Origin of the sequence: Aquimonas voraii (assembly GCF_900101825.1) — a bacterium.
Lineage (GTDB): Bacteria > Pseudomonadota > Gammaproteobacteria > Xanthomonadales > Xanthomonadaceae > Aquimonas > Aquimonas voraii.
The window spans coordinates 662,257-684,254 of sequence record NZ_FNAG01000002.1; the positions used below are offsets into that span (position 1 = coordinate 662,257).

14 protein-coding genes, 1 tRNA gene and 1 riboswitch are annotated in these 21,998 nt (G+C 67.6%); of the genes, 11 read left to right on the forward strand and 4 right to left on the reverse strand.

Going from position 1 to position 21,998, the window contains the following annotated elements; genetic code table 11:
* The first annotated feature begins 112 nt into the window (after positions 1 to 112).
* The 6 genes from BLP83_RS19385 to acnB all read left to right on the forward strand — a co-directional run bounded on the left by BLP83_RS19385 (position 113) and on the right by acnB (position 11,909).
* Entirely contained in the window at positions 113 to 2,278 is a 2,166-nt protein-coding gene (locus tag BLP83_RS19385) for a hypothetical protein (RefSeq protein ID WP_425388976.1), read from the forward strand.
* 207 nt (positions 2,279 to 2,485) lie between these two features.
* The gene (gene gyrA / locus BLP83_RS07395; protein WP_091240716.1) at positions 2,486 to 5,095 is read left to right on the forward strand and encodes a DNA gyrase subunit A; all 2,610 of its coding nucleotides are present in this window, start codon (positions 2,486 to 2,488) and stop codon (positions 5,093 to 5,095) included.
* Positions 5,096 to 5,164: 69 nt separating this feature from the next.
* Positions 5,165 to 6,427: a 2OG-Fe(II) oxygenase gene (locus BLP83_RS07400; protein ID WP_091240718.1), complete on the forward strand. Its 1,263-nt coding sequence runs from the start codon at positions 5,165 to 5,167 to the stop codon at positions 6,425 to 6,427.
* Positions 6,428 to 6,546: 119 nt separating this feature from the next.
* Positions 6,547 to 8,109 (forward strand): hypothetical protein, encoded by a 1,563-nt coding sequence (locus tag BLP83_RS07405; RefSeq protein ID WP_143006594.1) that lies wholly within the window; start codon positions 6,547 to 6,549, stop codon positions 8,107 to 8,109.
* Between the two features lie 165 nt (positions 8,110 to 8,274).
* Positions 8,275 to 8,868 carry a YdbL family probable chaperone protein gene (locus BLP83_RS07410; RefSeq protein WP_091240723.1) on the forward strand — a complete coding sequence of 198 codons (594 nt, stop codon included), beginning with the start codon at positions 8,275 to 8,277 and terminating at the stop codon, positions 8,866 to 8,868.
* A 449-nt stretch (positions 8,869 to 9,317) separates the two neighbouring features.
* A complete protein-coding gene (gene acnB, locus BLP83_RS07415) occupies positions 9,318 to 11,909 on the forward strand; it encodes a bifunctional aconitate hydratase 2/2-methylisocitrate dehydratase (RefSeq protein WP_091240725.1) in 2,592 nt (863 codons plus the stop codon).
* Between the two features lie 165 nt (positions 11,910 to 12,074).
* Here acnB and BLP83_RS07420 read toward each other — a convergent pair whose 3' ends face one another.
* Complete coding sequence (locus BLP83_RS07420) at positions 12,075 to 13,439, reverse strand: EAL and HDOD domain-containing protein (RefSeq protein ID WP_176764057.1); 1,365 nt, start codon at positions 13,437 to 13,439, stop codon at positions 12,075 to 12,077.
* Between the two features lie 198 nt (positions 13,440 to 13,637).
* Between BLP83_RS07420 and BLP83_RS07425 the strand changes: the two genes are divergently transcribed.
* A complete protein-coding gene (locus BLP83_RS07425) occupies positions 13,638 to 14,138 on the forward strand; it encodes a GNAT family N-acetyltransferase (RefSeq protein WP_091240729.1) in 501 nt (166 codons plus the stop codon).
* Between the two features lie 96 nt (positions 14,139 to 14,234).
* Complete coding sequence (locus BLP83_RS07430; protein ID WP_091240731.1) at positions 14,235 to 14,516, forward strand: hypothetical protein; 282 nt, start codon at positions 14,235 to 14,237, stop codon at positions 14,514 to 14,516.
* Positions 14,517 to 14,602: 86 nt separating this feature from the next.
* Here BLP83_RS07430 and BLP83_RS07435 read toward each other — a convergent pair.
* Positions 14,603 to 14,677, reverse strand: a tRNA-Val gene (locus tag BLP83_RS07435).
* A gap of 35 nt (positions 14,678 to 14,712) precedes the next feature.
* Complete coding sequence (locus BLP83_RS07440; protein WP_091240733.1) at positions 14,713 to 15,876, reverse strand: MFS transporter; 1,164 nt, start codon at positions 15,874 to 15,876, stop codon at positions 14,713 to 14,715.
* Between the two features lie 295 nt (positions 15,877 to 16,171).
* On the opposite strand from BLP83_RS07440, the gene BLP83_RS07445 reads away from it, so the two are divergent.
* From BLP83_RS07445 to BLP83_RS07455, 3 genes are all read left to right on the forward strand, one after another.
* Positions 16,172 to 17,800, forward strand: a complete 1,629-nt coding sequence (locus tag BLP83_RS07445) for a hypothetical protein (protein WP_143006595.1) — start codon at positions 16,172 to 16,174, stop codon at positions 17,798 to 17,800.
* Between the two features lie 116 nt (positions 17,801 to 17,916).
* Positions 17,917 to 18,184, forward strand: a riboswitch (cobalamin riboswitch).
* A 134-nt stretch (positions 18,185 to 18,318) separates the two neighbouring features.
* Entirely contained in the window at positions 18,319 to 20,157 is a 1,839-nt protein-coding gene (gene btuB / locus BLP83_RS07450) for a TonB-dependent vitamin B12 receptor (RefSeq protein WP_091240737.1), read from the forward strand.
* A gap of 77 nt (positions 20,158 to 20,234) precedes the next feature.
* Complete coding sequence (locus BLP83_RS07455; protein ID WP_091240739.1) at positions 20,235 to 20,807, forward strand: hypothetical protein; 573 nt, start codon at positions 20,235 to 20,237, stop codon at positions 20,805 to 20,807.
* A gap of 71 nt (positions 20,808 to 20,878) precedes the next feature.
* Here BLP83_RS07455 and BLP83_RS07460 read toward each other — a convergent pair whose 3' ends face one another.
* A complete protein-coding gene (locus BLP83_RS07460; RefSeq protein WP_091240742.1) occupies positions 20,879 to 21,895 on the reverse strand; it encodes a glycosyltransferase family 4 protein in 1,017 nt (338 codons plus the stop codon).
* Positions 21,896 to 21,998 lie beyond the last annotated feature (103 nt).

Here is a 21,998-nt window from a genome sequence, read left to right on the forward strand (position 1 = left end):
GTGGTCGGAAAGCTGTTTCTCGGCAGCCGATGGTGGCTGACCTTCGTGCTGTTCGCCCTGGCGCCCGCTGCGATCGCGTGTCTGTGGCTGACCCGCAAAGACCCCCGCCGTCGTGCGGCCGCCTGCGTCATCGGCTTCACCGCGCTGGGCCTGGTCGCCAGCCAACTGCTGTTCTCGCACATCGTTTCGTTCCGCTATCTGCATCCGATGCCTGTGTTTCTCTTCCTGTGCGCGGGGCTCTGCCTGCCTCGCACGCTTCCACATGCTGCCCAAGGACTTGCGCCAAGCCATGCCCAACACACTTGAGTCGGCCTCCTGGCTGCGCGCCCTCCTCGTTGTTGCGCTCTTCCTTGCGCTTTCCTGGGTGCTCGCCTGGTACGTCGGCGTTGCCTCGGTGGCAAGTCCGGATTTCGATGGCGCCCTGAACTTCAAGGTCTCTGCCTCTGTGATCGAAGGGCACGGCTATGGCAGCTACTACGAGCGCTTCGCGCTGTTCCCGATCGAAACCCAGACGAACGGCCCCCTGGTGCTGCCGGCTGCGGCTTCGATCTGGCTCTTCGGCCTGACTCCGATCGGGCTTCAGCTGGTCAATCTGCTCTACGTGCTCGCGCTCTGCGCGCTGGTGTTCGCCTGTCATAGAAGGGCAGCCGAATCCCGCGACTGGGTAGTGCCGATGCTGGGGGCGGTCTGTTGCCTGCAGGTGCCAGGCATGGCGCAGTACGCCCTGTTCGGTTACGGCGAAGTCGCGGCTGTGGTTTGGGGGTTGGCCGCGCTGTGGGTGCTGTCATGCAGCCTTTCTACGACGACCCCGCCGCGTCTGCTGGGTGCCGGCGTCTTGCTCGGTCTGTCCTTCCTGACCAAGACGGTCTCCCTGATCTGGTTCCCCTCGATTGCCGGCATCTACTGCCTTCTGATCTGGCGCCGTGCAAGCCTGTGGGCCGCCATTCGATCGGGACTCTGGATCGGTCTCGGCGTTCTGATCGCACTGATGGTCTGGGAGGTCTATCGAGCGATCAGCCTCGGATCTGCGGGCACCTACATCGAGTGGTGGTCAGAGCAGTTTTCCGAGATCCGCAAGCAGGCCGGCGTGCGCGACCACTATGCCGATACGCCGACCTGGCAGGCCAAGCTGGCCTTGCATGGGGCGGCACTTGCGGGCTTTCTCAAGCTTCCGCTGTGGGGACTCGTTCTGGCCGGTGCTGCTTTCGGTGCGCTTCTGTCAGTCGCGCTTTGGCGCAGCAGGGGCGACGATGTCCGCCTGTATCTGCTGGCGGCCTTGGGTTCGGTCGCGCTGCTCTATCTCTACTGGTGGTTGTTGATCACGCCGACAGAGATGATGTGGCTCAGGCGGATCATGCTCGGCTTGCTGTTCGTGCTGCTGTCTTTGCTGGTCGCGGTGTCATGCCTGTGGCGAGCTGGTCCCGCTGGACGGGTCGCTGCCCTCTCGGGTCTTGGCCTGGTGTTCGTGATCGTGCTGCCCGGCCAACTGCTGTGGGGCAGGCCTGATCGCGCGGTCTCCGCGGGCCACGACTTCGACTTCGCTGCAGCGGTACGCGCGCTTCCCGAGGACGCCTTGATCTTCGGTTCGGGCTGGTGGCAAGCCCCCGTGGCAGCACTGCTTTCGCAGCGACAGATCCAGAACGAGGAGGCTTGGTCAGTCGAGCGACTCGCTCAGGCCGGGCGCGATGCCTATCTGGTCCTCGATCGCGATGCGCTGAACCTGGGCAAGCACACGCTGCAGAGGCTCACTTGGCGCTGCGACTGCGAACCCGTGCACCTCTCCCCGGGCGGGCGCATCTACAGGGTCAGAGCCTTGTTCGACTCCCCTGAGACCAGCGAGGCCAGCGCATACCGCCTGGGGCCGGACAGCAGTGTTTTCGGGCAAGGCTTCAGCACGGGTGATGAAGGCGGGTTCCGCTGGGCCGAGCAGGAAGCCCGCATGCAACTGCCCGAGCCCGTTCACTCGGACCGCTGGGTGCTTTCGCTGGCCGTGCCGGACAGCGGCTATCTGCGCACGCCCGCCGGCATGGGCATCACGATCGAAGTCGAGATGGGGACCTGCGGCGTGACCACGATCACTGTGCCACCAGGGGAACAGCATGTGCTGTTGCGTCCGGCGTGCGACCAGGCGATCCAAAGCTTTGTGTTCCGCACGTCGGATCATATCGACCCGGAGCGCATCCGCCCGGATGTCCGCAAGTTGGCGTTCGCTTTCCGCAGCCTGGAGGCATTTCCAACGCGCACTGACCGGCCCGTCGAGCAGGCTGCCCAACCCTGAAGGGCAGGGCTCCGGCTCCCGCGGCGGGGAGGCAGGGCGGGGCTGCGTGCTAGAATCGCGGGTCGCACAGGGCGCCTCAAGGGCTTCCTGAGAGCAAGCCAGGGGGTGCGGCATGACCCCCAGCGCTGACGCCCCCGATATTCACCCGGACCGCGGGGAGGCGCCTGTCTCCCGTTCTCCGAATCCTCCTACTCATCGAGACCCCGCATGGCAGAGCTGGCGAAGGAAATCATCCCCGTCAACATCGAAGACGAGATGCGCAAGAGCTACCTCGATTACGCCATGAGCGTGATCGTGGGCCGCGCACTCCCCGACGCGCGGGATGGCCTGAAGCCGGTACACCGGCGCGTGTTGTACGCGATGAACGAGCTGGGCGCGCACAGCAACAAGCCCTACTACAAGTCGGCGCGTATCGTCGGTGACGTCATCGGTAAGTTCCACCCGCATGGTGACCAGTCGGTATACGACACGCTGGTCCGCATGGCCCAGCCCTTCTCTCTGCGCTACCTGCTGGTCGACGGTCAGGGCAACTTCGGCTCGGTGGACGGCGACAACGCTGCCGCCATGCGATACACCGAAGCGCGCATGTCCAAGCTCGCCCATGAGCTGATGGCGGACATCGACAAGGAAACGGTCGACTTCCAGCCAAACTACGACGAGAAGGAACTGGAGCCTACGGTCCTTCCGACCCGCGTGCCGAACCTGCTGGTCAACGGCAGCTCGGGCATCGCGGTGGGTATGGCCACCAATATTCCGCCGCACAACCTGTCGGAGATCATCGACGCCACCATCGCCCTGATCGACGAGCCCGAGATCGGCATCGACGGCCTGATGCAGCACGTGCCGGGCCCGGATTTCCCCACCGCCGGCATCATCAACGGCTCGGCGGGGATCCATGAGGCCTACCGCACCGGCCGCGGCCGCATCTACGTGCGCGCCAAGGCCGAGATCGAAGTCGACGAGAAGACCAACCGCGAAGCGATCATCGTCACCGAGCTGCCCTACATGGTGAACAAGGCGCGGCTGATCGAGAAGATCGCCGAGCTGGTCAAGGAAAAGAAGCTCGAGGGCATCTCGGAGCTGCGCGACGAGTCCGACAAGGACGGCATGCGCGTGTTCATCGAGGTCAAGCGCGACGCCGCCGCCGACGTGGTGCTGAACAATCTGTACCAGCAGACGCCGATGGAGTCGGTGTTCGGCATCAACATGGTCTGCCTGCTGGACGGCCGCCCGCGTCTGCTGAACCTGAAGGAGATGCTGGAAGCCTTCGTGCGCCACCGCCGCGAGGTGGTGACCCGGCGCACCATCTTCGAGCTGCGCAAGGCGCGCGAACGCGCCCACATCCTGGAAGGCCTGACCGTTGCGCTGGCCAACATCGACGAGATGATCGAGCTGATCAAGACGTCCGCGAACCCGCAGGAAGCGCGCGAGCGCATGCTGGCGCGACGCTGGGAGCCGGGTCTCGTGCGTGCGCTGCTGTCGGCCGCGGGTGCCGATGCCTCGCGTCCGGAAGATCTGCTGCCGGGCCTGGGCCTGAGCGAGGACGGCTACCAGCTGTCCGAGGCGCAGGCCAAGGAAATTCTGGAGATGCGCCTGCACCGCCTGACCGGGCTGGAGCAGGAGAAGCTCACCGACGAATACAAGAAACTGCTCGACACCATCGCCGAACTGATCCGCATCCTCGAAGACCCTGAGCGCCTGCTCGAAGTCATCCGCGACGAGCTGCGCGACCTCAAGACCAGCTTCGGTGACGCACGCCGCACGGTCATCCAGCCGAACATGGAAGACCTCAACATCCTCGACCTGATCGCGCCCGAGGATGTGGTCGTCACCCTGAGCCACGCCGGCTACGTCAAGCGCCAGCCGCTGTCGACCTACCGCGCGCAGAAGCGCGGCGGCCGCGGCCGCTCGGCCACCGCGATGAAGGAAGAGGATTTCGTCGAGCGTCTGTGGGTGGTCAACACCCACGACATCCTGCTGAGTTTCACCAGCTCGGGTCGGGTCTTCTGGCCCAAGGTGTATCAGCTGCCCGAGGCCGGACCGAACGCGCGCGGCCGACCGATGGTGAATTTCGTGGCGCTGGAGCCGGGTGAGCGCATTCAGGCGGTGCTGCCGGTGCGTGATTTCCCGGAGGGGCGGTTCGTGCTGTTCGCCACTGCGCGCGGCACGGTCAAGAAGACTCCGCTGAAGGAGTTCGAGTACCAGCTGCAGCGCGGCAAGATCGCGATCAACCTGGAAGACGGCGACTCCCTGGTCGGCGTGGCGCTCACCGACGGCGAATCCGACGTGATGCTGTTCGCGTCCAACGGCAAGGTCAGCCGTTTCGACGAGGGCACCGTGCGCCCGATGGGCCGCACCGCCACCGGCGTGATCGGCATGCGTCTGGCCGAAGGCGAATCGGTGGTCTCGTTGATCTGCGTGCAGGGCGAGCACGACGTGCTCACCGCCACCGCCAACGGCTTCGGCAAGCGCACCCCACTGGAGGATTTCCCCAAGAAGGGCCGCGGCACCCAGGGCGTCATCGCCATCCAGACCACCGAGCGCAACGGCCAGCTGGTCAGCGCCATCCAGGTCGAAGACACCCAGCAGGTCATGCTGATCTCCGACCAGGGCACCCTGGTGCGCACCCGCGTCGGCGAGATCGCCCGCGTCGGCCGCAACACCCAGGGCGTCACCCTGATCCGACTGGGCAAGGGCGAGCAACTGGTCAGCGTGGAGGCGGTGCCGGCGGAGGAGGAAGAGATCGAGGGTGAGGCGTCGATCGATGCGCCCGCTGACAGCTCCGATCAGGTCGACCCCCAGCCGCCCGAGGCTTGACCCTCATTCAGTCCGCACGCGTGGCCCGGCTTCCCCGGGCCACGCTGGTATCCAGCTCCGGGTTCAGTCATGTCGCTCGTCAATTCTTCCGTTCTTGCTTCGTCGGACGCCCTCGCGCTTCAGTTCTCGAGCGCCGAACCCTTTCGGCACGTCGTTATCGAGGACTTTCTAAAGCCCGCGTTCTGCGAGCAGTTGCTCAAGGATTTTCCGGGCTTCGAGGAGCGCTATGCGCTGAACGAACACGGAGCGGTCGGCGGCAAGGCCGTTCGCATGGATGTGCGCGACATCTCGGAGGCCTACCGCCAGCTTGACGCCTACATCCAGACGCCCGAGTTCCTGGGGCTGGTCAGCCGGATCACCGGGATCCCCGATCTGCTCTATGACGTCGACTATGTCGGCGGTGGAACCCACGAGAATGTGCACGGGCAGAGCCTGGACGCGCACATCGACTTCAACTACCACCCCGGCACTCGCTGGCATCGACGCCTGAACCTGATCATCTACCTGAACCCGGAATGGCAGGACGCATGGGGCGGCTCACTGGAGTTGCAGTCCGACCCTTGGGCGGAGACGGGCAACACCGTCAAAGCCATTGCCCCGCTTTTCAATCGCTGCGCGATCTTCGAGACCAACGAGATCAGCTGGCACGGTTTCAGGCGCATCGAGCTGCCCGAAGCCAGGCGGAATCTCTCGCGCAAATCCTTCGCCATCTATCTCTACACGCGCGAGCGTCCGGCGCAGGAGACCGCACCTTCGCATGCGACCGTCTACGTGCCGGATGCGATGCCGGAAGCTGCGCAGATCGGATCGACCCTTACTGAAGGCCTGCATCGGGAGTTGAGCCAGCGCTTTGCCAATCTCCGCGGCCAGCTGAAGTTTCTGTACGAGCGGGAGCAGGATTTCGCGCGGCAGATCCAGTCTCTTGAACACGCTCTCTCCGAGGCCCGAAATGCTGCCGGCTTCCCCTTGCAGGGTTATGCCGTGCTGATCGGGGGCGCGCAGGGCTACCGGCCAGACGGCTGGTGCTCGGGGCAACTGGAGGTCGGCTTCGAGGCGTGCCGGGCGGCGAGCGGAATCAGCCTCGACGTCTGGGTGCCCGAGGGTGTTGGCCCGAGCCAGACCCTCGTTTTCGAGTGCGGCGACTATCGCGCCAGCCTCGAGCTGGCCTCCGGGCGACGCCATGATCTTCGAGTTCCGCTCAGGATGGGCAAGGCGGATCGCGTTCGCCTGAGCATTCGCGCCTCCTCCTGCTGGCAGCCAGCGCGCGCGGGCGATTCTCAAGACCAGCGGGAACTCGCCTGGAAACTCGTCGCGGCCCAACTGCTGCACTGATGTTCTCGGGTTCTGGGAGCGTCGCCGCGGGCCGCACGGTGCCTACTTCTGAGCGTTCGCGGTGGGCGATCAGCTGTGCAGTGGGTGCTGCTCTCGCGATCGGCTTCGGCCTTTTCGCGATGGCACAGGCCCCGCAGGTGCCCTATGCCGATGCCTGGCGGTTCCTGGTCCGATTCCTGAGCCTGCCGTTTCCGCGCAGCGTTCTCGACAGCGAGAACGGGCATCTCGCTCTGCTGCCGCATCTGGTTCGATGGGCTGAGCTGCATGTGTTCGCAGCGAACCAGCTGGTGCAGACCGCGGTGGGAATGCTGCTGGCGGCTTCGACCCTGGCGCTGGCCATGTGGAGACTGCGCCTGCAAGCCCTGGAGCCCGCGCATTACTGGGCCATGAGCCTGCTGCTTGCGCTCGGGCTGTTCTGGCTGGGCAACTTCCGTGTGCTCACGCATTCCAGCGAGACGGTGCACGCGTACGCCGTGACCCTGTGCCTGTTTGCGGGCCTCGCACTGGCCTCGCGCGGCGGTGTGGGGGCGAGCGCGGGCGCCGGCTTCTGCGCGTTGTGCGCCAGCCTGTGCTTCGGCAGCGGGCTGGCGGCATTTCCGGCCCTGCTGCTGGCGATGGCCCTGCGCCGGGCGCGGTGGATCGACTATCTGCCCATCGTCGTTCTGATGACGGGAACGCTCGCGCTGATGCTGGGCTTGCGCGCCGGGGGCGGAGACTCAGCGATGCAGCCGCTCGATGTCCTCGGCCGCGGCGAAGCGCTACTGCGCTGGTTGGGGGGTCCCGCACTGTTTGCCAGCTGGCCGCTGTGGGACCCGCAGATCGCGGCCCAGGTGCCGAACTCGCAGCTGCGCGCCGTGCTTGAGCCCGTCGCCGCCGCTTATGAGCAGCAGGCTGGGCAAGTGATGGTGGCGCGTTGGCCACACCTGGCTTGGGGCTTGCTGGGCGCGCTGGGCTTCGCGTGCGCGCTGCTGCGCAGCTGGCGCCAGCCTCGGCCTGCCGCGGTGATGGGCACTGCCCTGGCGGCTTTTGCGCTGTGCGTGGGCGCAATGATTGTGTTGGTGCGCGCCGAGTACTTCGCGATGCATCCCGACCAACTGCTGGCGCCGCGCTACGTGGCCTGGTCCTCGCTGTTCTGGGCCGGCCTCGGGCTGGTGCTTCTGGATGCGCTGAGGCCAGTGCGCGCCGCCCAGCTTGCGTGCGCGGTGTTCGCACTCAGCCTGCCGAGCCAGCTGTGGATGTACCAGCTCGCGGGCAAGCAGAAGCAGGTGGCCGAGCGCGCCGCCGTGGCCGCGGCGGTCGGGGTGGTCGAGCCTGCCTTGCCCTTGGGGGAGACGGTGCCCGAGGAGTTGGCCCAAGCCCTGCCGCTGCTGCAGGCGGCAGAGGCCGCGATGTTCGCCTGGCCAGAGACCCAGTGGCTCGATCGCGCGCCCGAGCCTGCCCAGGTGAGCTTTCTGGCGCCGACCTCCTTGCAGGTCCGCGCCGTCGACAATCGTCTCGGCGCCGCCGGGCGGCGCGTGGAGTTCGAACTGGCTGGCGTCCCGGCGGCGCGTCTGCTGTTGATCGATCCCGACGGGCGCGTGCGTGGCCTGGCGCGACGCGAGGCGGGCGAGCGCTGGCTGGGATGGATGCGGGCCGATGGGCCGAACGTAGAGGTTCGAGTGGCGGTTCTGCAGGAAGGCTGAGGGGCGCCCGCAGACTGCGAGCGCAGGAGCGGCGACCGGAGTGGTCCGGACTCAGAGAGAGAACTTCCTGCTTCGAACTGAACGTCGGCCCCTTGCCAGCGCAGAGCGATGGCCGGCGTGCGGTGCCAGCGACTATTCTCACGCCACTGTCGACGGGAGATGCCCATGTTCAAGCCCTGGAAGCTGTTCGCCGCCGCCGCGCTGCTGTCCCTGAGCGCCTGCGTCACCATCAACGTCTATTTCCCGGCGGCCGAAGCGCAGCAGGCGGCGCGCGAGTTCGTCGAGAACGTGATCGGCGAGCCACCGCAGGCCGAAGCCAAACCCGAGGCGGGGCAGGGTGGCGGCATGGCCGCACTGGGCACGGCGGTCCTCGACTTCGTCTTCCCGACTGCCCAGGCACAGTCGGCCGATATCAACATCCGCACGCCGGCCATCCAGGCCATCCAGGCTCGAATGGCCGAGCGCTTCCAATCGGCGCTGGCACCGCACTTCGACTCCGGCGCGCTCGGTCTGGCCCGTGACGGCACCATCAGCCTGCGCGATGCGAGCAAGGTGGGCCTACGCGACCGCGCGGCGGTGAACCAGGCGGTGGCCGATGACAATCGCGACCGCAACGCCGTGTACCGGGAGATCGCCGTCGCCAACGGTCATCCCGAGTGGGAGCCGCAGATCCGCGACACCTTCGCGCGGCAGTGGATCGACAGCGCGCGCGGCGGCTGGTGGTACCAGGACGCGTCGGGGGCGTGGACGCAGAAATAGCCGGGCCGCAGGCAGGCGGCTCGCTTGCGCGGCATCGCCGCGCGGGACGCCGAACGCCCGAGCTCAATGCGCGAGGACCGGGCTGCTGGCAGGCCCGCGCCTTCAGGGAACCGCGACACCGGATTGCCGGCTCGGCGCCGCAGGCGGCCAAAGGCCGGGCTGCGCTCTCGGCGGCTGCTCGCCGACTGCAACCCTCAGGCACAGAAACTGGCCTCGACTGGCTTGGCGAATCCCGAATCCCGAATCTCCAATCCCGAGTCGGCCCACGTCCCAAAGTTGTATTGCCCCCATCGGCGCGGCGGGCGAAAATCGGCGGCCGTGAAGGCCGGCTTGTTCCGCCGGGCGCGGATCCCCATCTTGGCCTTCACTTTGCACCGTGCGCTGCCGACGGCCGATCCGCGGTCGTGGCCGCGATGCGCGCGGCGTCCCACGCCTGAAGGACCTTCCCCATGCTCCAAGCCTATCGCCAACACGTTGCCGAGCGCGCCGCGCTGGGCATCCCGCCGCTGCCGCTGTCCGCCCAGCAGACCGCCGAGGTCATCGAACTGCTGAAGGCGCCACCGGCCGGTGAAGAGGCCTTCTTGCTGGAGCTGCTCACCCATCGCGTGCCGGCCGGTGTCGATGATGCCGCCAAGGTCAAGGCCAGCTACCTTGCCGCCATCGCCCATGGCAGCGAGAAGAATCCGCTGATCAGCCGCGCCCGCGCCACCGAGCTGCTGGGCACCATGCTGGGCGGCTACAACGTGCACCCCTTGATCGAGCTGCTGGACGATGCCGAAGTCGGTACCGTCGCCGCCGAGGCCCTCAAGAACACCCTGCTGATCTTCGATGCCTTCCACGACATCGAGGAGAAGGCCAAGGCTGGCAATGCCAACGCCCAGGCCGTGCTGAAGAGCTGGGCCGAGGCCGAGTGGTTCACCTCGCGCCCGGAAGTGCCGCAGAGCCTCACGCTGACGGTGTTCAAGGTGCCGGGCGAGACCAACACCGATGATCTGTCGCCGGCGCCCGACGCCACCACGCGTCCGGATATTCCGATGCACGCGCTGGCCATGCTCAAGAACAAGCGCCCCGACGCGCCCTTCGTGCCGGAAGAGGATGGCAAGCGTGGTCCGATCCGGAACATCCTGTCGCTGAAGGAGAAGGGCCATCTGGTCGCCTACGTCGGCGACGTGGTGGGTACCGGCTCCTCGCGCAAGTCGGCCACCAACTCGGTGCTGTGGTGGACGGGCGAGGACATTCCCTACATCCCCAACAAGCGTTTCGGCGGTGTCTGCCTCGGCAGCAAGATCGCGCCAATCTTCTACAACACCATGGAAGACGCCGGCGCGCTGCCGATCGAGCTTGATGTCTCGAAGATGGAGCACGGCGACGTCATCGAGCTGCAGCCCTATGCGGGCCGTGCGCTCAAGAACGGTGAAGTCATCGCCGAGTTCGAGGTCAAGTCCGATGTGCTGTTCGACGAAGTGCGCGCCGGCGGCCGCATTCCGCTGATCATCGGCCGCGGCCTCACGGCCAAGGCGCGCGAATCGCTGGGTCTGCCGGCCTCGACCCTGTTTCGTCTGCCGCAGGCGCCGGCCGACAGCGGCAAGGGCTACACCCTGGCGCAGAAGATGGTGGGACGCGCCTGTGGCCTGCCCGAAGGCAAGGGTATCCGCCCGGGCACCTACTGCGAGCCGAAGATGACCACGGTCGGCTCGCAGGACACCACCGGCCCGATGACCCGCGACGAGCTGAAGGATCTGGCCTGCCTCGGCTTCTCGGCGGATCTGGTGATGCAGAGCTTCTGCCACACCGCGGCCTACCCGAAGCCGGTCGACGTCAAGACCCACCACACGCTCCCGGAATTCATCTCGACCCGCGGTGGCGTATCCCTGCGCCCGGGCGACGGCATCATCCACAGCTGGCTGAACCGCATGCTGCTGCCTGACACCGTCGGCACCGGCGGCGACAGCCACACCCGCTTCCCGATCGGCATCAGCTTCCCGGCAGGCTCGGGCCTGGTCGCCTTCGCCGCCGCCACCGGCGTGATGCCGCTGGACATGCCGGAGTCGGTGCTGGTGCGTTTCAAGGGCCAGATGCAGCCGGGCGTCACCCTGCGTGATCTGGTGCACGCGATCCCGCTGTACGCGATCAAGGCCGGCCTGCTGACCGTCGAGAAGAAGGGCAAGAAGAACATCTTCTCCGGCCGCATCCTCGAGATCGAAGGCCTGCCGGATCTCAAGATCGAGCAGGCCTTCGAGCTGGCCGACGCTTCGGCCGAGCGCTCGGCCGCGGGCTGCACCGTACGCCTCGACCAGGCGCCGATCATCGAATACCTGAACTCGAACATCACCCTGCTGAAGTGGATGATCGCCGAGGGCTACCAGGACGCGCGCTCGCTGGCCCGCCGCATCAAGAAGATGGAGGAGTGGCTGGCCAACCCGCAGCTGCTGCAGCCGGACGCCGACGCCGAATACGCGGCCGTCATCGAGATCAATCTGGCCGAGATCGTGGAGCCGATCGTCTGCTGCCCGAACGATCCCGACGATGCCAAGACCCTGTCGGACGTGGCCGGCGCGCAGATCGACGAGGTCTTCATCGGCAGCTGCATGACCAACATTGGCCACTTCCGCGCCGCCGCCAAGCTGCTGGAAGGCAAGCGCGACATCCCGACCCGCCTGTGGGTGGCTCCGCCGACCAAGATGGACGCGGCCGAGCTGACCAAGGAAGGCCACTACGGCACCTTTGGTACGGCTGGCGCGCGCATGGAGATGCCGGGCTGCTCGCTGTGCATGGGCAACCAGGCGCAGATCCGCGAGGGCAGCACCGCGATGTCGACCTCGACCCGCAACTTCCCCAACCGCCTGGGCCGCAACACCAACGTCTACCTCGGCTCGGCGGAGCTGGCGGCGATCTGCTCGCGTCTGGGCCGCATCCCCACCCGCGAGGAGTACATGGCGGACATCGGCGTGATCAACGCCAACGGCGACAAGATCTACCGCTACATGAACTTCGACCAGATCGAGGACTACGCCGAGGTGGCGAAGGCGGTCAACGCCTGAGGCCTCACCGCATCCCGGATGGACGGCGGCAGCGCCGTCCATCCGCGGCGCGAATGCAAACGGCCGACGGAGCGATCCGTCGGCCGTTTGCTTAGGTGGGTCGGGCGCCGCGATGGCGCCGACTGTTGCTCGGCGCCCACCGCGTCGGAGCCATGTCGCGCCGGATCACTCCCGGGTCACTTCCAAGGCCCAGCCCAGGGCTTCGACGTGCGCGGCGCTGGCGGCCTGCGCGCTGACGCCGCAGCGCTGCGACGCGGCTGCCAGGGCCTGCGGGTCGTCCTTCTCGCAGGCCGCGGCGAGGGCGAGCAGTTCCGCCATCTCGCCTTCGCCGCGCGCGACCGCGGCCTCGATCTCGGGCGAGGGCGCGAGCTGGGCGAGCGCCACCGGCATCGGCACCTGCAGCACCGCGTCGACCAGCGACAGCAGACCGACCAGGAACAGAGCATCGCGGGCTTCGGCAGGACGATCCGCGCCGAGCAGTTCAAGCATGCGCGCGCGCACCAGCGCGGCTTCGAGCAGGGCCGAGGCCGCGGCGTTGTGGCTGTTGGCGCCGTACAGCAACAGGCTGAGCCAGCGGTAGAGTTTTTCGCGGCCGAGTTGCAGCACTGCACGCTCGATGCTGGTGACTTCCTCGCGCAGTCCCATCGAGGCCGAGTTGATGTAGCGCAGCAGGCGCAGGGACAGTGCTGGATCCTGCTTCAGCCCTTCGGCGATTTCGCGGGTGTCGACGTCGCGCCGTAGCCGCGACAGCAGATCGGCGAGGCGCGCCGCATTCGGCCCGAGCGCGTTGCTGCTCCAGTCCTCGCGGCGGGTGATGAAGGGCCCCTGGAACAGGCTGGCGCCCAGGTTGTAGCAGAGCTTGAACTCGTCGTGGCTGGGCAACTCGCGCGCCAACCACTGGCGTTTGTGGTCGGCGCGTGCGAGCGCTTCGGTGAAATCGCGCAGGCGCTTCGGGTCGGCCTGGTCGGCGCGCACGATCACAAAATCGGCCTCGGCGAGCAGGTAGGCGCCCGGCGCTTCCTGCGTCATCGCATTGACAGCGAACCGATAGCCGCGCCCACGCAGGGCGCGCACCTGTTCAATCACCGTGCTGGGTGAGGGGCCGCCGGGGTCGGGCAGGGCGACCAGGGTCAGCACCGCGTTCTCCGGGGGCAGTTCGGTCAGGGCCTTGTGATCGAGGAATGAGTCCGGCACTTCGAAGAAGGCGAGGCGATGGCCCAGCAGCCGGCCGACATCGATCTTGATGAGATTGCGCACCAGCACTTCGGCATAGACGTGATGGATGCGCCGGCTGCGGCTGGCCAGCCGGGCGCGCGTCGCCTGATGCAGCAGGAAGTGGTAGCCGGCGACACGCTGGTCGCGACCGAGGATTGTCTCCCGGCAGATGAAACCCTCGCCCGCCGCTCCCTCGACGGCGGCCTGCCCCTGGTCGGGCTTGATCGGAGCCTGCTGGTTGAGCACGGCAAAAGCCTGCTCGCCGGGCTTGGCCGACGGCGCTCCGCCAAAGAGACGTTTCAGGAGATCGAACATGCGGCTGCCGCACTCCATGCGCTTCGGAAGGTCGAGGCTCCGGGCTTGAGCCCTCCGCCGGTGGTGAGGCGCCGCGGGATGAGCGAGCCAATCCTGATTGGACTCACTCGCGGCCCCGGGCGCCGGGGTCGATCTGCAGAGATGCAAGCTTCGGGCCGAGGCTTGTCCCGGGGGACGCCACTCCTGCACTCTCTGGCAATGAACATCCGCCACAGCGAAACCCGCGACATCGAAGCGATCCGCGCCCTGTATGCGCAGCCATCCGTCTATGCGAACACCCTGCAGCTGCCGTTTCCGAGCGCGGAGTTGTGGCAGCAGCGACTCGGCCGCCTGCACACCCAGTTCCACAGCCTTGTGGCCGAGGCGGATGGCCGGCTGCTCGGGCAGATCGGGATCGAGCGCTTCGAAAATCCCCGTCGCGCGCATGTTGCCAACATCGGGCTGGGCGTCGATGAGGGTGCACGCGGTCGCGGCGTCGGCCATGCCCTGATGGGCAGCGCCATCGAGCTCTGCTTCGGCTGGCTGGGCGTGCGCCGCATCGAGCTGGAGGTCTACACCGACAACGTCGCCGCGCAGACCCTGTTCGCCCGCCACGGCTTCGTGCGCGAAGGCACCAGCCGCGCCTATGCGCTGCGCGGCGGGCGCTACGTCGACGTGCACCTGATGGCGCTGCAGGCGCCGGGATTCGCAAGTACCTGAACGCGAGGCCTTGCGGCGATCATCGCCGCCAGGGCGGGATGGAGCAGTCGCGCGATGAACATGGCAGGCTGGGCGCCACGACCCAGGAGGCCCGCCATGCGCCGACGCTTCGCCCTCGTTGCCGTTCTGATCGCGGGCTTCGCCCCGCTGCTGCCGGCCCAGGCCAGCCCCTCGCACTCCGAAGCCTGCGGGCAGTCGGTCATCACGGTTGGCGCAGCAGTCACCAAGCTGCGCGAATGCGGCGAGCCCTGGCGCATCGTCACCCTGGTCAACGCACAGGGCGCGCCCATCGGTGAGCGCTGGGAGTACGAGCGCCAGACCGGGCTGGTGATGTTCACTGTGCAGGGCGGACGGGTGGTGCGGGTCGAACGGACCTGAGCGCGGGCGCCCGCGCACCAGCGATACGCATCCTTCTGGCTGCGGCCAACAAAAAAGCCACCCCGAAGGATGGCTTTCCGTTGATCTGGTGGGCGGTGCAGGGATCGAACCTGCGACCCTTGCCGTGTGAAGGCAATGCTCTACCGCTGAGCTAACCGCCCGGAGCCGCGCATTGTGCACATCCGCGCCGGGGAGATCAAGCCTCCGCGTGCGAAATGCGGCCGCCGAAGCGCTTCATGGCCGGCAGCAGGGCCAGTGCGGCCACCGACGACGCGACGGCGAAGGCGAGGACGCCGTCGCCGGTCTTCCACAGGGCGCCGGCTATCAGCGCACCGAGCACGCCGCCGAGGCCGGAGCCGAGGCTGTACATCAGGCTCTGTGCCCCCAGTCGGTCGGATTCCGGAAACAGCTCGACCACACGCTGCATGCAGGCCACGTGGAAAGCGCCGAAGCCGATCGCGTGCGCGACCTGCACGACCAGCATCAGCGCCAGCGACTGCGGCAGCAGGGCGATGCTGAGCCAGCGCAGGGCGGTGACCACCAGCGCGATCTGCAGGGTGCGTTGGGCGCTGATCCGGCGCAGCAGGCTGCCGGCGTACATGAACAGCACGATCTCGGCTACCACGCCCAGGCCCCAGAGCTGACCGACCACGTCGGTGCTGTGGCCGTGGCGCTCAAGCTGCAGGGTGAAGAAGAGGTAGTAACTGCCGAAACTGATCTGGGTGAGCATCACGATCGCGATGAAGGCGCGCACGCCGGGGCGGCGCAGCAGTTCCCACAGGCCGGCTTGACTGGGCGGTGGATCCGTGTCGAGTCGCTTCTGCGCGGGCAGGGCGTGCGTGATGAGGGCCGTGGCGAGGATGCCGGCACCCATCACCCAGGGCAGGTCGGGCGCATCGCCGTGCTGCAGCAGCCAGCCATAGCCCACCGCCAGCAGGATGAAGCCCAGGGAGCCCCAGAGCCGTACCCGGCCGTAGTCGTGCTTGCGCGGGCCCAGACCGGCCAAGGTGAAGGCTTCGAGCTGGGGCAGGATGGCGTTGTAGCAGAGGCTGAAGGCGGCCATCGACAGCGCCAGCAGCCAGAGATGCTCGGCACCGAAAAAGCCGAGGTAGAAGATCGCCGAGGCCCACAGCCCGCCCAGCAGCCAGGCCTTGGGCCGGGTCGAGCCGCGGGCATAGTGGGCGAACAGGGGCGGGCCGAAGATGCGCGTGCCGTACCAGAGCGCGAACAGGCTGCTGATCGCCAGCGCGCCGTGCCCCAAGCCTTCCATCCAGCGGGCGAAGTAGGGGGTGAACACGCCGATCGCGGCGTGGTAGGCGAAGTAGACGGCGGACAGCCGCCAATAGGGCAGGGTGGGCATGGCGCATTATCGATGCTTGGCTCTCGGAAGTTCTCGGTTTCACCGGAGAAATCCGAGTTGCCCGACGCCGCCACCGAAACACGCGTGCGGTCGATCACGGCCCCACGGGACGATCATGGGTCGGTGGGTCGCTGCGGGCCGCGGAATGGCACAGCCGCATTCGCTTCCCCTCGCGTTCCCATGCTGTTCCTTGGCGGCTTCGGTGAGCGCTCCTAGGGTCGCCATGGCTGCAATCCCGCAGCCACGCCCCGGACCTTGACTGGCCGCGGCCCGGTGAACCCCATGGAGACCTGCCATGCCGCACGCTCGCACGCATCCTCGAACACCCTTCCGCGCCCTATTGGCCGCGGGTCTGCTTGCCTTCCTTGCGCTTCCGCCGGCCTTCGCTGCTGCCGATGTGGACGGTGGCGACAGCGGCGAGCGGATCATCTCGGCGAATCTGATGAACGCCATCGAGAGCTGGTCCGATCCTCTCGATACGCTCGAGGCCGCTGCGCTCGAGCGCTACCCGGAGCTGATCCATCGCTACGCGCAGCTGCTGGGTCGCCACTACCGGCAGGGCCTGCTGGCGCACCTGCAGGTCCAGTATCCCGAGGCGTACGCCGAGATCACGCGCGAGCTCCCGGCCGAGCGGACCGACGACGCCGAAATCCTCGCTTGGCTGATGTCGGCGCGTGAGGCCGACTGGCAGGCCCTGCAGGCCGAGCCGAATCTCGCCGCCGGCGGGCTGGGTTTCGCCGAGGTGGCGGCTCGCGAGTTTCCGCAGGTACTGGCCGAGGTCGAGGCCGGCGGGCTCAGTCCCGCGGGCCGTGGCGAAGCCTTGCTTGACCATGTGGCAGCGTTGGGCGACGAAGATCTCCAGCTCGAAGCCCGGCGACTGATCGGGACACTCACGCCGCTGCCTTGGAAGAACTGCATCTGCACCACCGTGCTGACCTTCCCCCACCAGCCTTCGCCCTGGCAGACCGAAATCAACGAGAACCACAGCAGCTCCTGGGGCTCGCTGCCCAAGAAGGAGCGGCAGCTGAACTACTCGGTGTCGGCCCGCGGCGCAGCCAAGGACATCAACTTCTACCGTCGCAGCCGCCACAACGTGTGGGAGGTTGACCGCATCAAGGGCACCAACTACAGCCATATGCGCGTGCGCATGCTGTGCACCCGCAACGGCGAGCCCGGCGGCGTCGAATGCGGCACCGGCACCTGCCGCGGTGATCTCGCCGTGCGTATCGCCTATGGCAGCCGCGTGGGCCAGCAGGTCGACTACGGCGGCCCCTGGTCGAAGGAGGCGCGCGCGGTGGCGTCGGACTGGGCGCAGCTCAAGTACGACCCACCGGGGGCGGCGCCAATGACCACGCTGTTCTCCAAGGGCGTCGCGGTGTCCGGTTTCACCGCCAGCAATTGGAACTCGCAGGCGATCATCCAGGTGCTGACCACGGCCGCGCAGGTCGGGTTGGTCGTGGCCACCGACGGTTCGGCAGCGGGAGCCCTGCTCGAGGGCAACCTGGTCAACGACACCATCACCGCGCTGTTCGGCCTGGTGAAGCGTGAGGGTGGGCCGAGCAGCCATCACCAGGACATGCATGCGGCCTGGGACACTGCCAACAGCAGTCCGATCGCGCTGCTGCCGAACCAGACCCATCTGTTCGAGCTGGATACGCTGGCCAAGGTCTATGGACGCGGCTATGGCGGCGACAGCAAGACGTGGGCGAACGTCGACAGCTCGGCCTATCTCACCGCCGTCACGCGCAATTACACCTGCGGTTTCGGCACCCAGGCGCCCACGCCCAGGGCTTACTGGTTCTGGTCGACGCCCGGCGCGCCGCACAGCAGCAGCACTCTGCAGAACCTGGTGGGCAGCTATGTGCAGACCGAGCTGGGCGTATGGCCCAGCAACGTGACGCAGCAGGTCGGCCAGTTCCCGTAGTCGAACGGTACCTGCGATGAGAGCGCGGCGGTGGCCTCCGGGCCGCCGCCGCTTTCGCTTTGGGGTGACCGGCCGCTCACGACTTCGGGCTTGGTGGCCTCGTGAAGCTTCTGTTAGCATCCGCGCCGCCTCACGGTGACCGCGCAGCGCTCGACGCAGCGTCCGCGGTTTAAACGGGAAGCCAGTGCGCGGTGTTCGTGCCGCAAGTCTGGAGCTGCCCCCGCAACGGTAGGCGAGCCGGCGTGCGCTCCACGCGCACACCCGGCCCGGGCGAACACCACTGTGCCTTGCGCATGGGAAGGTGCCCGGGTCGAAGGCGCAACCGCACCCACGGTTGCCGCATCGCTCGCGAGCCCGGAGACCGGCCATGGGGATCATTCCCGGCGCGCGGAGGGCGCAGCCTTGGGGTTCGCGCCCGTGCTCCTGCCGTGCGCCTGCCTTCAGGTCTTCTCCTCTTTCCCGTGCCGGGTGCCCAAGCACCCATCGTCCGCGCGGGTCGGCGCGGACAGGAGACATTGATGCGCGCTCTCTCCCAACGCCCCGCCGCTCTGGCGGTGGCTCTCGCTGCTGCTTTTCCCTCGCTTGCCTTCGCTCAGCCCGCCGCCAAGGCGCTGGACCGGATCGTGGTCACCGGCAGCCGCACGCCGCAAACCCAGGATGCCGCGCTGGCGTCCATCACGGTGCTGGACCGCGCCGACATCGAGCGCCTGCAGGCGCAGAGCCTGCTGAGCCTGCTGCGCGGCGTGCCCGGGCTGGCCTTCAGCAACAGCGGTGGCCCTGGCAAGGTCGATGCGCTGTTCATCCGCGGCACCGAAGCGCGCCACGTGCTGCTCTTGATCGACGGCGTGCGCGTGGGTTCCGCGACCAGCGGCACGCCGGCCCTACAGGACCTGCCGCTGGAGCAGATCGAGCGCATCGAAATCGTGCGCGGACCCTTCTCCAGCCTGTATGGCTCCGATGCGGTGGGCGGCGTGATCCAGATCTTCACCCGCGGCGCCGAGGGCGGGTCGCGCGCCAACGGCTACGTGGGCGTGGGCAGCTACAGCACGGCGCGCGGTAGCGCAGGCCTCGATGCTCGCGGCGAGCGCGGCTGGTATCGCGTCAATGCCGCGATCGACGAGACCGACGGCTTCAATGCCTGCCGCCGCAGCAGCAGCGGCGGCTGCTTCACCAACGAGCCCGATGCGGACGGCTACACCAACCGCAGCCTGCAACTCGCCGGCGGCTGGCGTTTCTCGCCGGCGGTGGCGCTGGAACTGCGCGCCCTGCGCGCGGATTTCGAAACGGAGTCCGACGGCAGCTTCAGCAACGAGATGGAAGGCAGCCAGCAGGTCTATGGGGCCACACTCGACCTGAAGCCGAGCGATCGCCTCGCCCTGGCCCTGCGCCTGGGCCACAACGCCGATCTGGCCGACAATTTCCTTGAAGGCCGCTATCGCAACAGCTTCGATACGAAGCGCGACAGCGGCGGGCTGCAGGCCGATGCGAGCCTCGGCAGCGGCCTGCTGAGCGCCGGCTTCGACTGGCACCGTGATGAAGTGGCCAGCACCACCGATTACGTGGTCAAGGCACGGACCCAGAAGGCTGTGTTCGCGCAGTGGCAGCAGAGCCTGGGTGAGGCCTCGCTGCAGCTGGCGGGCCGACGTGACGATGACAGCCAGTTCGGCAACGAGACCACCGGTAGCCTGCTCTGGGGCTGGAACTTCCGTGAGGGGCTGCGGCTGACCGCCAGCGCCGGAACGGCCTTCCGCGCGCCCAGCTTCAACGATCTCTACTTCCCTGGCTTCGGCAATCCCAAGCTCGCGCCCGAGACCTCGGAGAGCCTGGAGCTGGGCCTGCGCGGCAGCCCGGCCTGGGGCAGCTGGGCGGTGGCTCTGTTCCGCACCGACGTCGATCAACTCATCGCCTTCGATCCTGTCAAGTTCGTTCCGGTCAACATCAATCGGGCGCGCATCGATGGCCTGGAGCTCAGCACGGACGGCGAGATCGCGGCCACCCGGCTGCGCGCCAGTGCCACCGTGCTGGATGCGCGAAATGTCAGCGCCGGTGCGGCGGACGGCAACGCGCTGCCGCGGCGTCCGCCGCGCTCGGCGCAGGTCGAGGCGGACCGGAGCTACGGCCGCTTCAGCCTCGGTGCCACCGTCTTCGCCGCCAGCGCGCGCTACGACGATCTCGGCAACTTCACCCGCCTGCCGGGCTACGCCACGTTCGACCTGCGCGTGGGCTGGGCGCTCAGCCCGGACTGGAGCCTGCAGCTGTCGGGCAACAACCTGTTCGACCGCCAGTACGAGACCGCGGCCTTCTACAACCAGCCCGGACGCAGCTGGATGCTCGGCCTGCGCTACAGCCCGCGCTGAGTCGCGGCCTGCCCGCAGCGGCGGCGCTCGCGGACGCCGCCGCTGCATCTCGATCCCTCGTGACCCGGGAGTCCCCCATGCACTTGAACCTGTCCCAACGTTCCCCGCTTCTGACTGTCGCCGCGCTGGGCCTGTGGATGCTGCTCACCCGTCTGCCCGAGGCCAGCCAGTGGCTGCACCTGCGCGACGCCTCGCTGGCGGTGTTCTTCCTCGGCGGCCTGCTGCTGCGCAGCCCGCTGGCCTTTGCCGGTTTCGTCGCGCTCGCCTTCGGCATCGATGCCGTGGTGTTCGCACGCACCGACATGCTGCATCTCTGCCTGAGCCCGGCCTACGGCTTCCTGATTCCGGCCTACGGCGCGCTGTGGTTCACCGGCCGCTGGCTGGCGCCGGGCACGCGCATGGATACGCGAGGACTGGTGCTGACAGGCGCTGCGGGTTGCGCCGCCACCGTGGTTTCGTTCGCGATTTCGAACGGCGCCTTCTATCTGCTGAGCGGCCTGTTCGTCGATGTCAGCGTCTCCGGATTCGCGGAGCAGTTCATGCGCCATGCGCCGGGCTTTGTGCTGACTGGATGGGCGTGGATTGCAGTCGGCCTTTGCCTGATTCGGTTGTCGAGGCGCGAGTCGCAGACCGCGGCGGCGCAGGCCTGAGCACGCGCAGCCGCCTCCCCTCGGTCTTGAGGTCGGTCGTGCCCTCCGGGGCCATGGAATGGACAGGTCGATCAGTCCGGAGCCAGTTCACCCCTGTATGCCGCTTCCGTGCCCGCGATCATGCTCGCCAGCGTCAGCCGCTGGCGAGCCGCCTCGAAGGCCGGCAGGCAGGCAGCACGCCAGCCCGCTGGATCTCTTGACCAGGCCAGCATTCTGGCGGCCATCCCGGACGGCGCTTCCGGCAACCACAGCGGTTCCGGCAGAACATCCGGCACCATGCCCACCGGAGTTGCCAGTACCGGGCATTCGGCCAACAGGGCTTCAGCAAGCGTGTAGGGCCCACCCTCATGGCGCGAGCTGATCACGAGCCCGTCGCAGGCCGAGAGCAGTTCGGCGACATCGGCTCGCGCGCCCAGGAACGACACGCGGCCCTTGCCTGATCCCGCCAGGGCCTGGAGTGGGCCGAGCTCCGGGCCCCCTCCGACCAGAGCTATTTGCACATCGGCCTCGTGGGCGGCCGCGATGAGTCTGTCGAAGCCCTTGGCGGGCACCAGTCTGCCGATCGCAAGCAGGATCGGCTGATCGACGGAAAGCCCGCACTGCCGAGCCAGCCAGCCTCTGTCGCGCACGACGTGCGGCGCGGGTGGGACAATGCCGTTCAACACCACTGAAACCTTGGGGGCCTCGACGCATGCGCGCAGGCGTTGGCTCACAACAATGACTTCGTCATAGCGGCGAAACGCGCGTGTGTCCTTTTTCTCGTTGTGCAGGGTGGCAACCCAGCGCCTCGAATCCACCCGTGCGCGCAGCGCTGCGACCAACTGCGCTGCCTTGTTGGCGTGGGCGTGGACGACATCCCAGTCGCCGGTCAGTGCGCGCGCCAGATCGCCCCGCAGGCCCGGCCACCAGCGCGGACGCTTGAAGTTCACGGCGATGCCGGCTACGGATCCCGGCCTGCGGAGGACCAGGCTTTGCGGGGCGACAAGCGTGACCGCATGGCCGGCGCTCACCAGGCCTGCAGCCAGTTCGAGTACATGCTTCTCGAGGCCGCCTTCTCCATCACTTGCGCATACCAGCGCGATCTTCATTCGATGGTTCCTGCTTCTATCCAGTGGGGCAGTGAGCCGGGGCCGGAAGGTCGATTCGCCGGCGTCGAGCCGGTGGGACCCTTCGGTCGACTTGGCATTATCC

Excerpts from the sequence above, each read along its gene's own strand:
- BLP83_RS07420 (WP_176764057.1), bottom strand. The coding sequence starts at position 13,439 with ATGTTCGATCTCCTGAAACGTCTCTTTGGCGGAGCGCCGTCGGCCAAG.
- acnB (WP_091240725.1), top strand. The coding sequence starts at position 9,318 with ATGCTCCAAGCCTATCGCCAACACGTTGCCGAGCGCGCCGCGCTGGGC.
- BLP83_RS07460 (WP_091240742.1), bottom strand. The coding sequence starts at position 21,895 with ATGAAGATCGCGCTGGTATGCGCAAGTGATGGAGAAGGCGGCCTCGAG.
- BLP83_RS07400 (WP_091240718.1), top strand. The coding sequence starts at position 5,165 with ATGTCGCTCGTCAATTCTTCCGTTCTTGCTTCGTCGGACGCCCTCGCG.
- BLP83_RS07410 (WP_091240723.1), top strand. The coding sequence starts at position 8,275 with ATGTTCAAGCCCTGGAAGCTGTTCGCCGCCGCCGCGCTGCTGTCCCTG.
- gyrA (WP_091240716.1), top strand. The coding sequence starts at position 2,486 with ATGGCAGAGCTGGCGAAGGAAATCATCCCCGTCAACATCGAAGACGAG.
- BLP83_RS07425 (WP_091240729.1), top strand. The coding sequence starts at position 13,638 with ATGAACATCCGCCACAGCGAAACCCGCGACATCGAAGCGATCCGCGCC.
- BLP83_RS07455 (WP_091240739.1), top strand. The coding sequence starts at position 20,235 with ATGCACTTGAACCTGTCCCAACGTTCCCCGCTTCTGACTGTCGCCGCG.
- BLP83_RS07445 (WP_143006595.1), top strand. The coding sequence starts at position 16,172 with ATGCCGCACGCTCGCACGCATCCTCGAACACCCTTCCGCGCCCTATTG.
- btuB (WP_091240737.1), top strand. The coding sequence starts at position 18,319 with ATGCGCGCTCTCTCCCAACGCCCCGCCGCTCTGGCGGTGGCTCTCGCT.
- BLP83_RS07405 (WP_143006594.1), top strand. The coding sequence starts at position 6,547 with ATGGCACAGGCCCCGCAGGTGCCCTATGCCGATGCCTGGCGGTTCCTG.
- BLP83_RS07430 (WP_091240731.1), top strand. The coding sequence starts at position 14,235 with ATGCGCCGACGCTTCGCCCTCGTTGCCGTTCTGATCGCGGGCTTCGCC.
- BLP83_RS07440 (WP_091240733.1), bottom strand. The coding sequence starts at position 15,876 with ATGCCCACCCTGCCCTATTGGCGGCTGTCCGCCGTCTACTTCGCCTAC.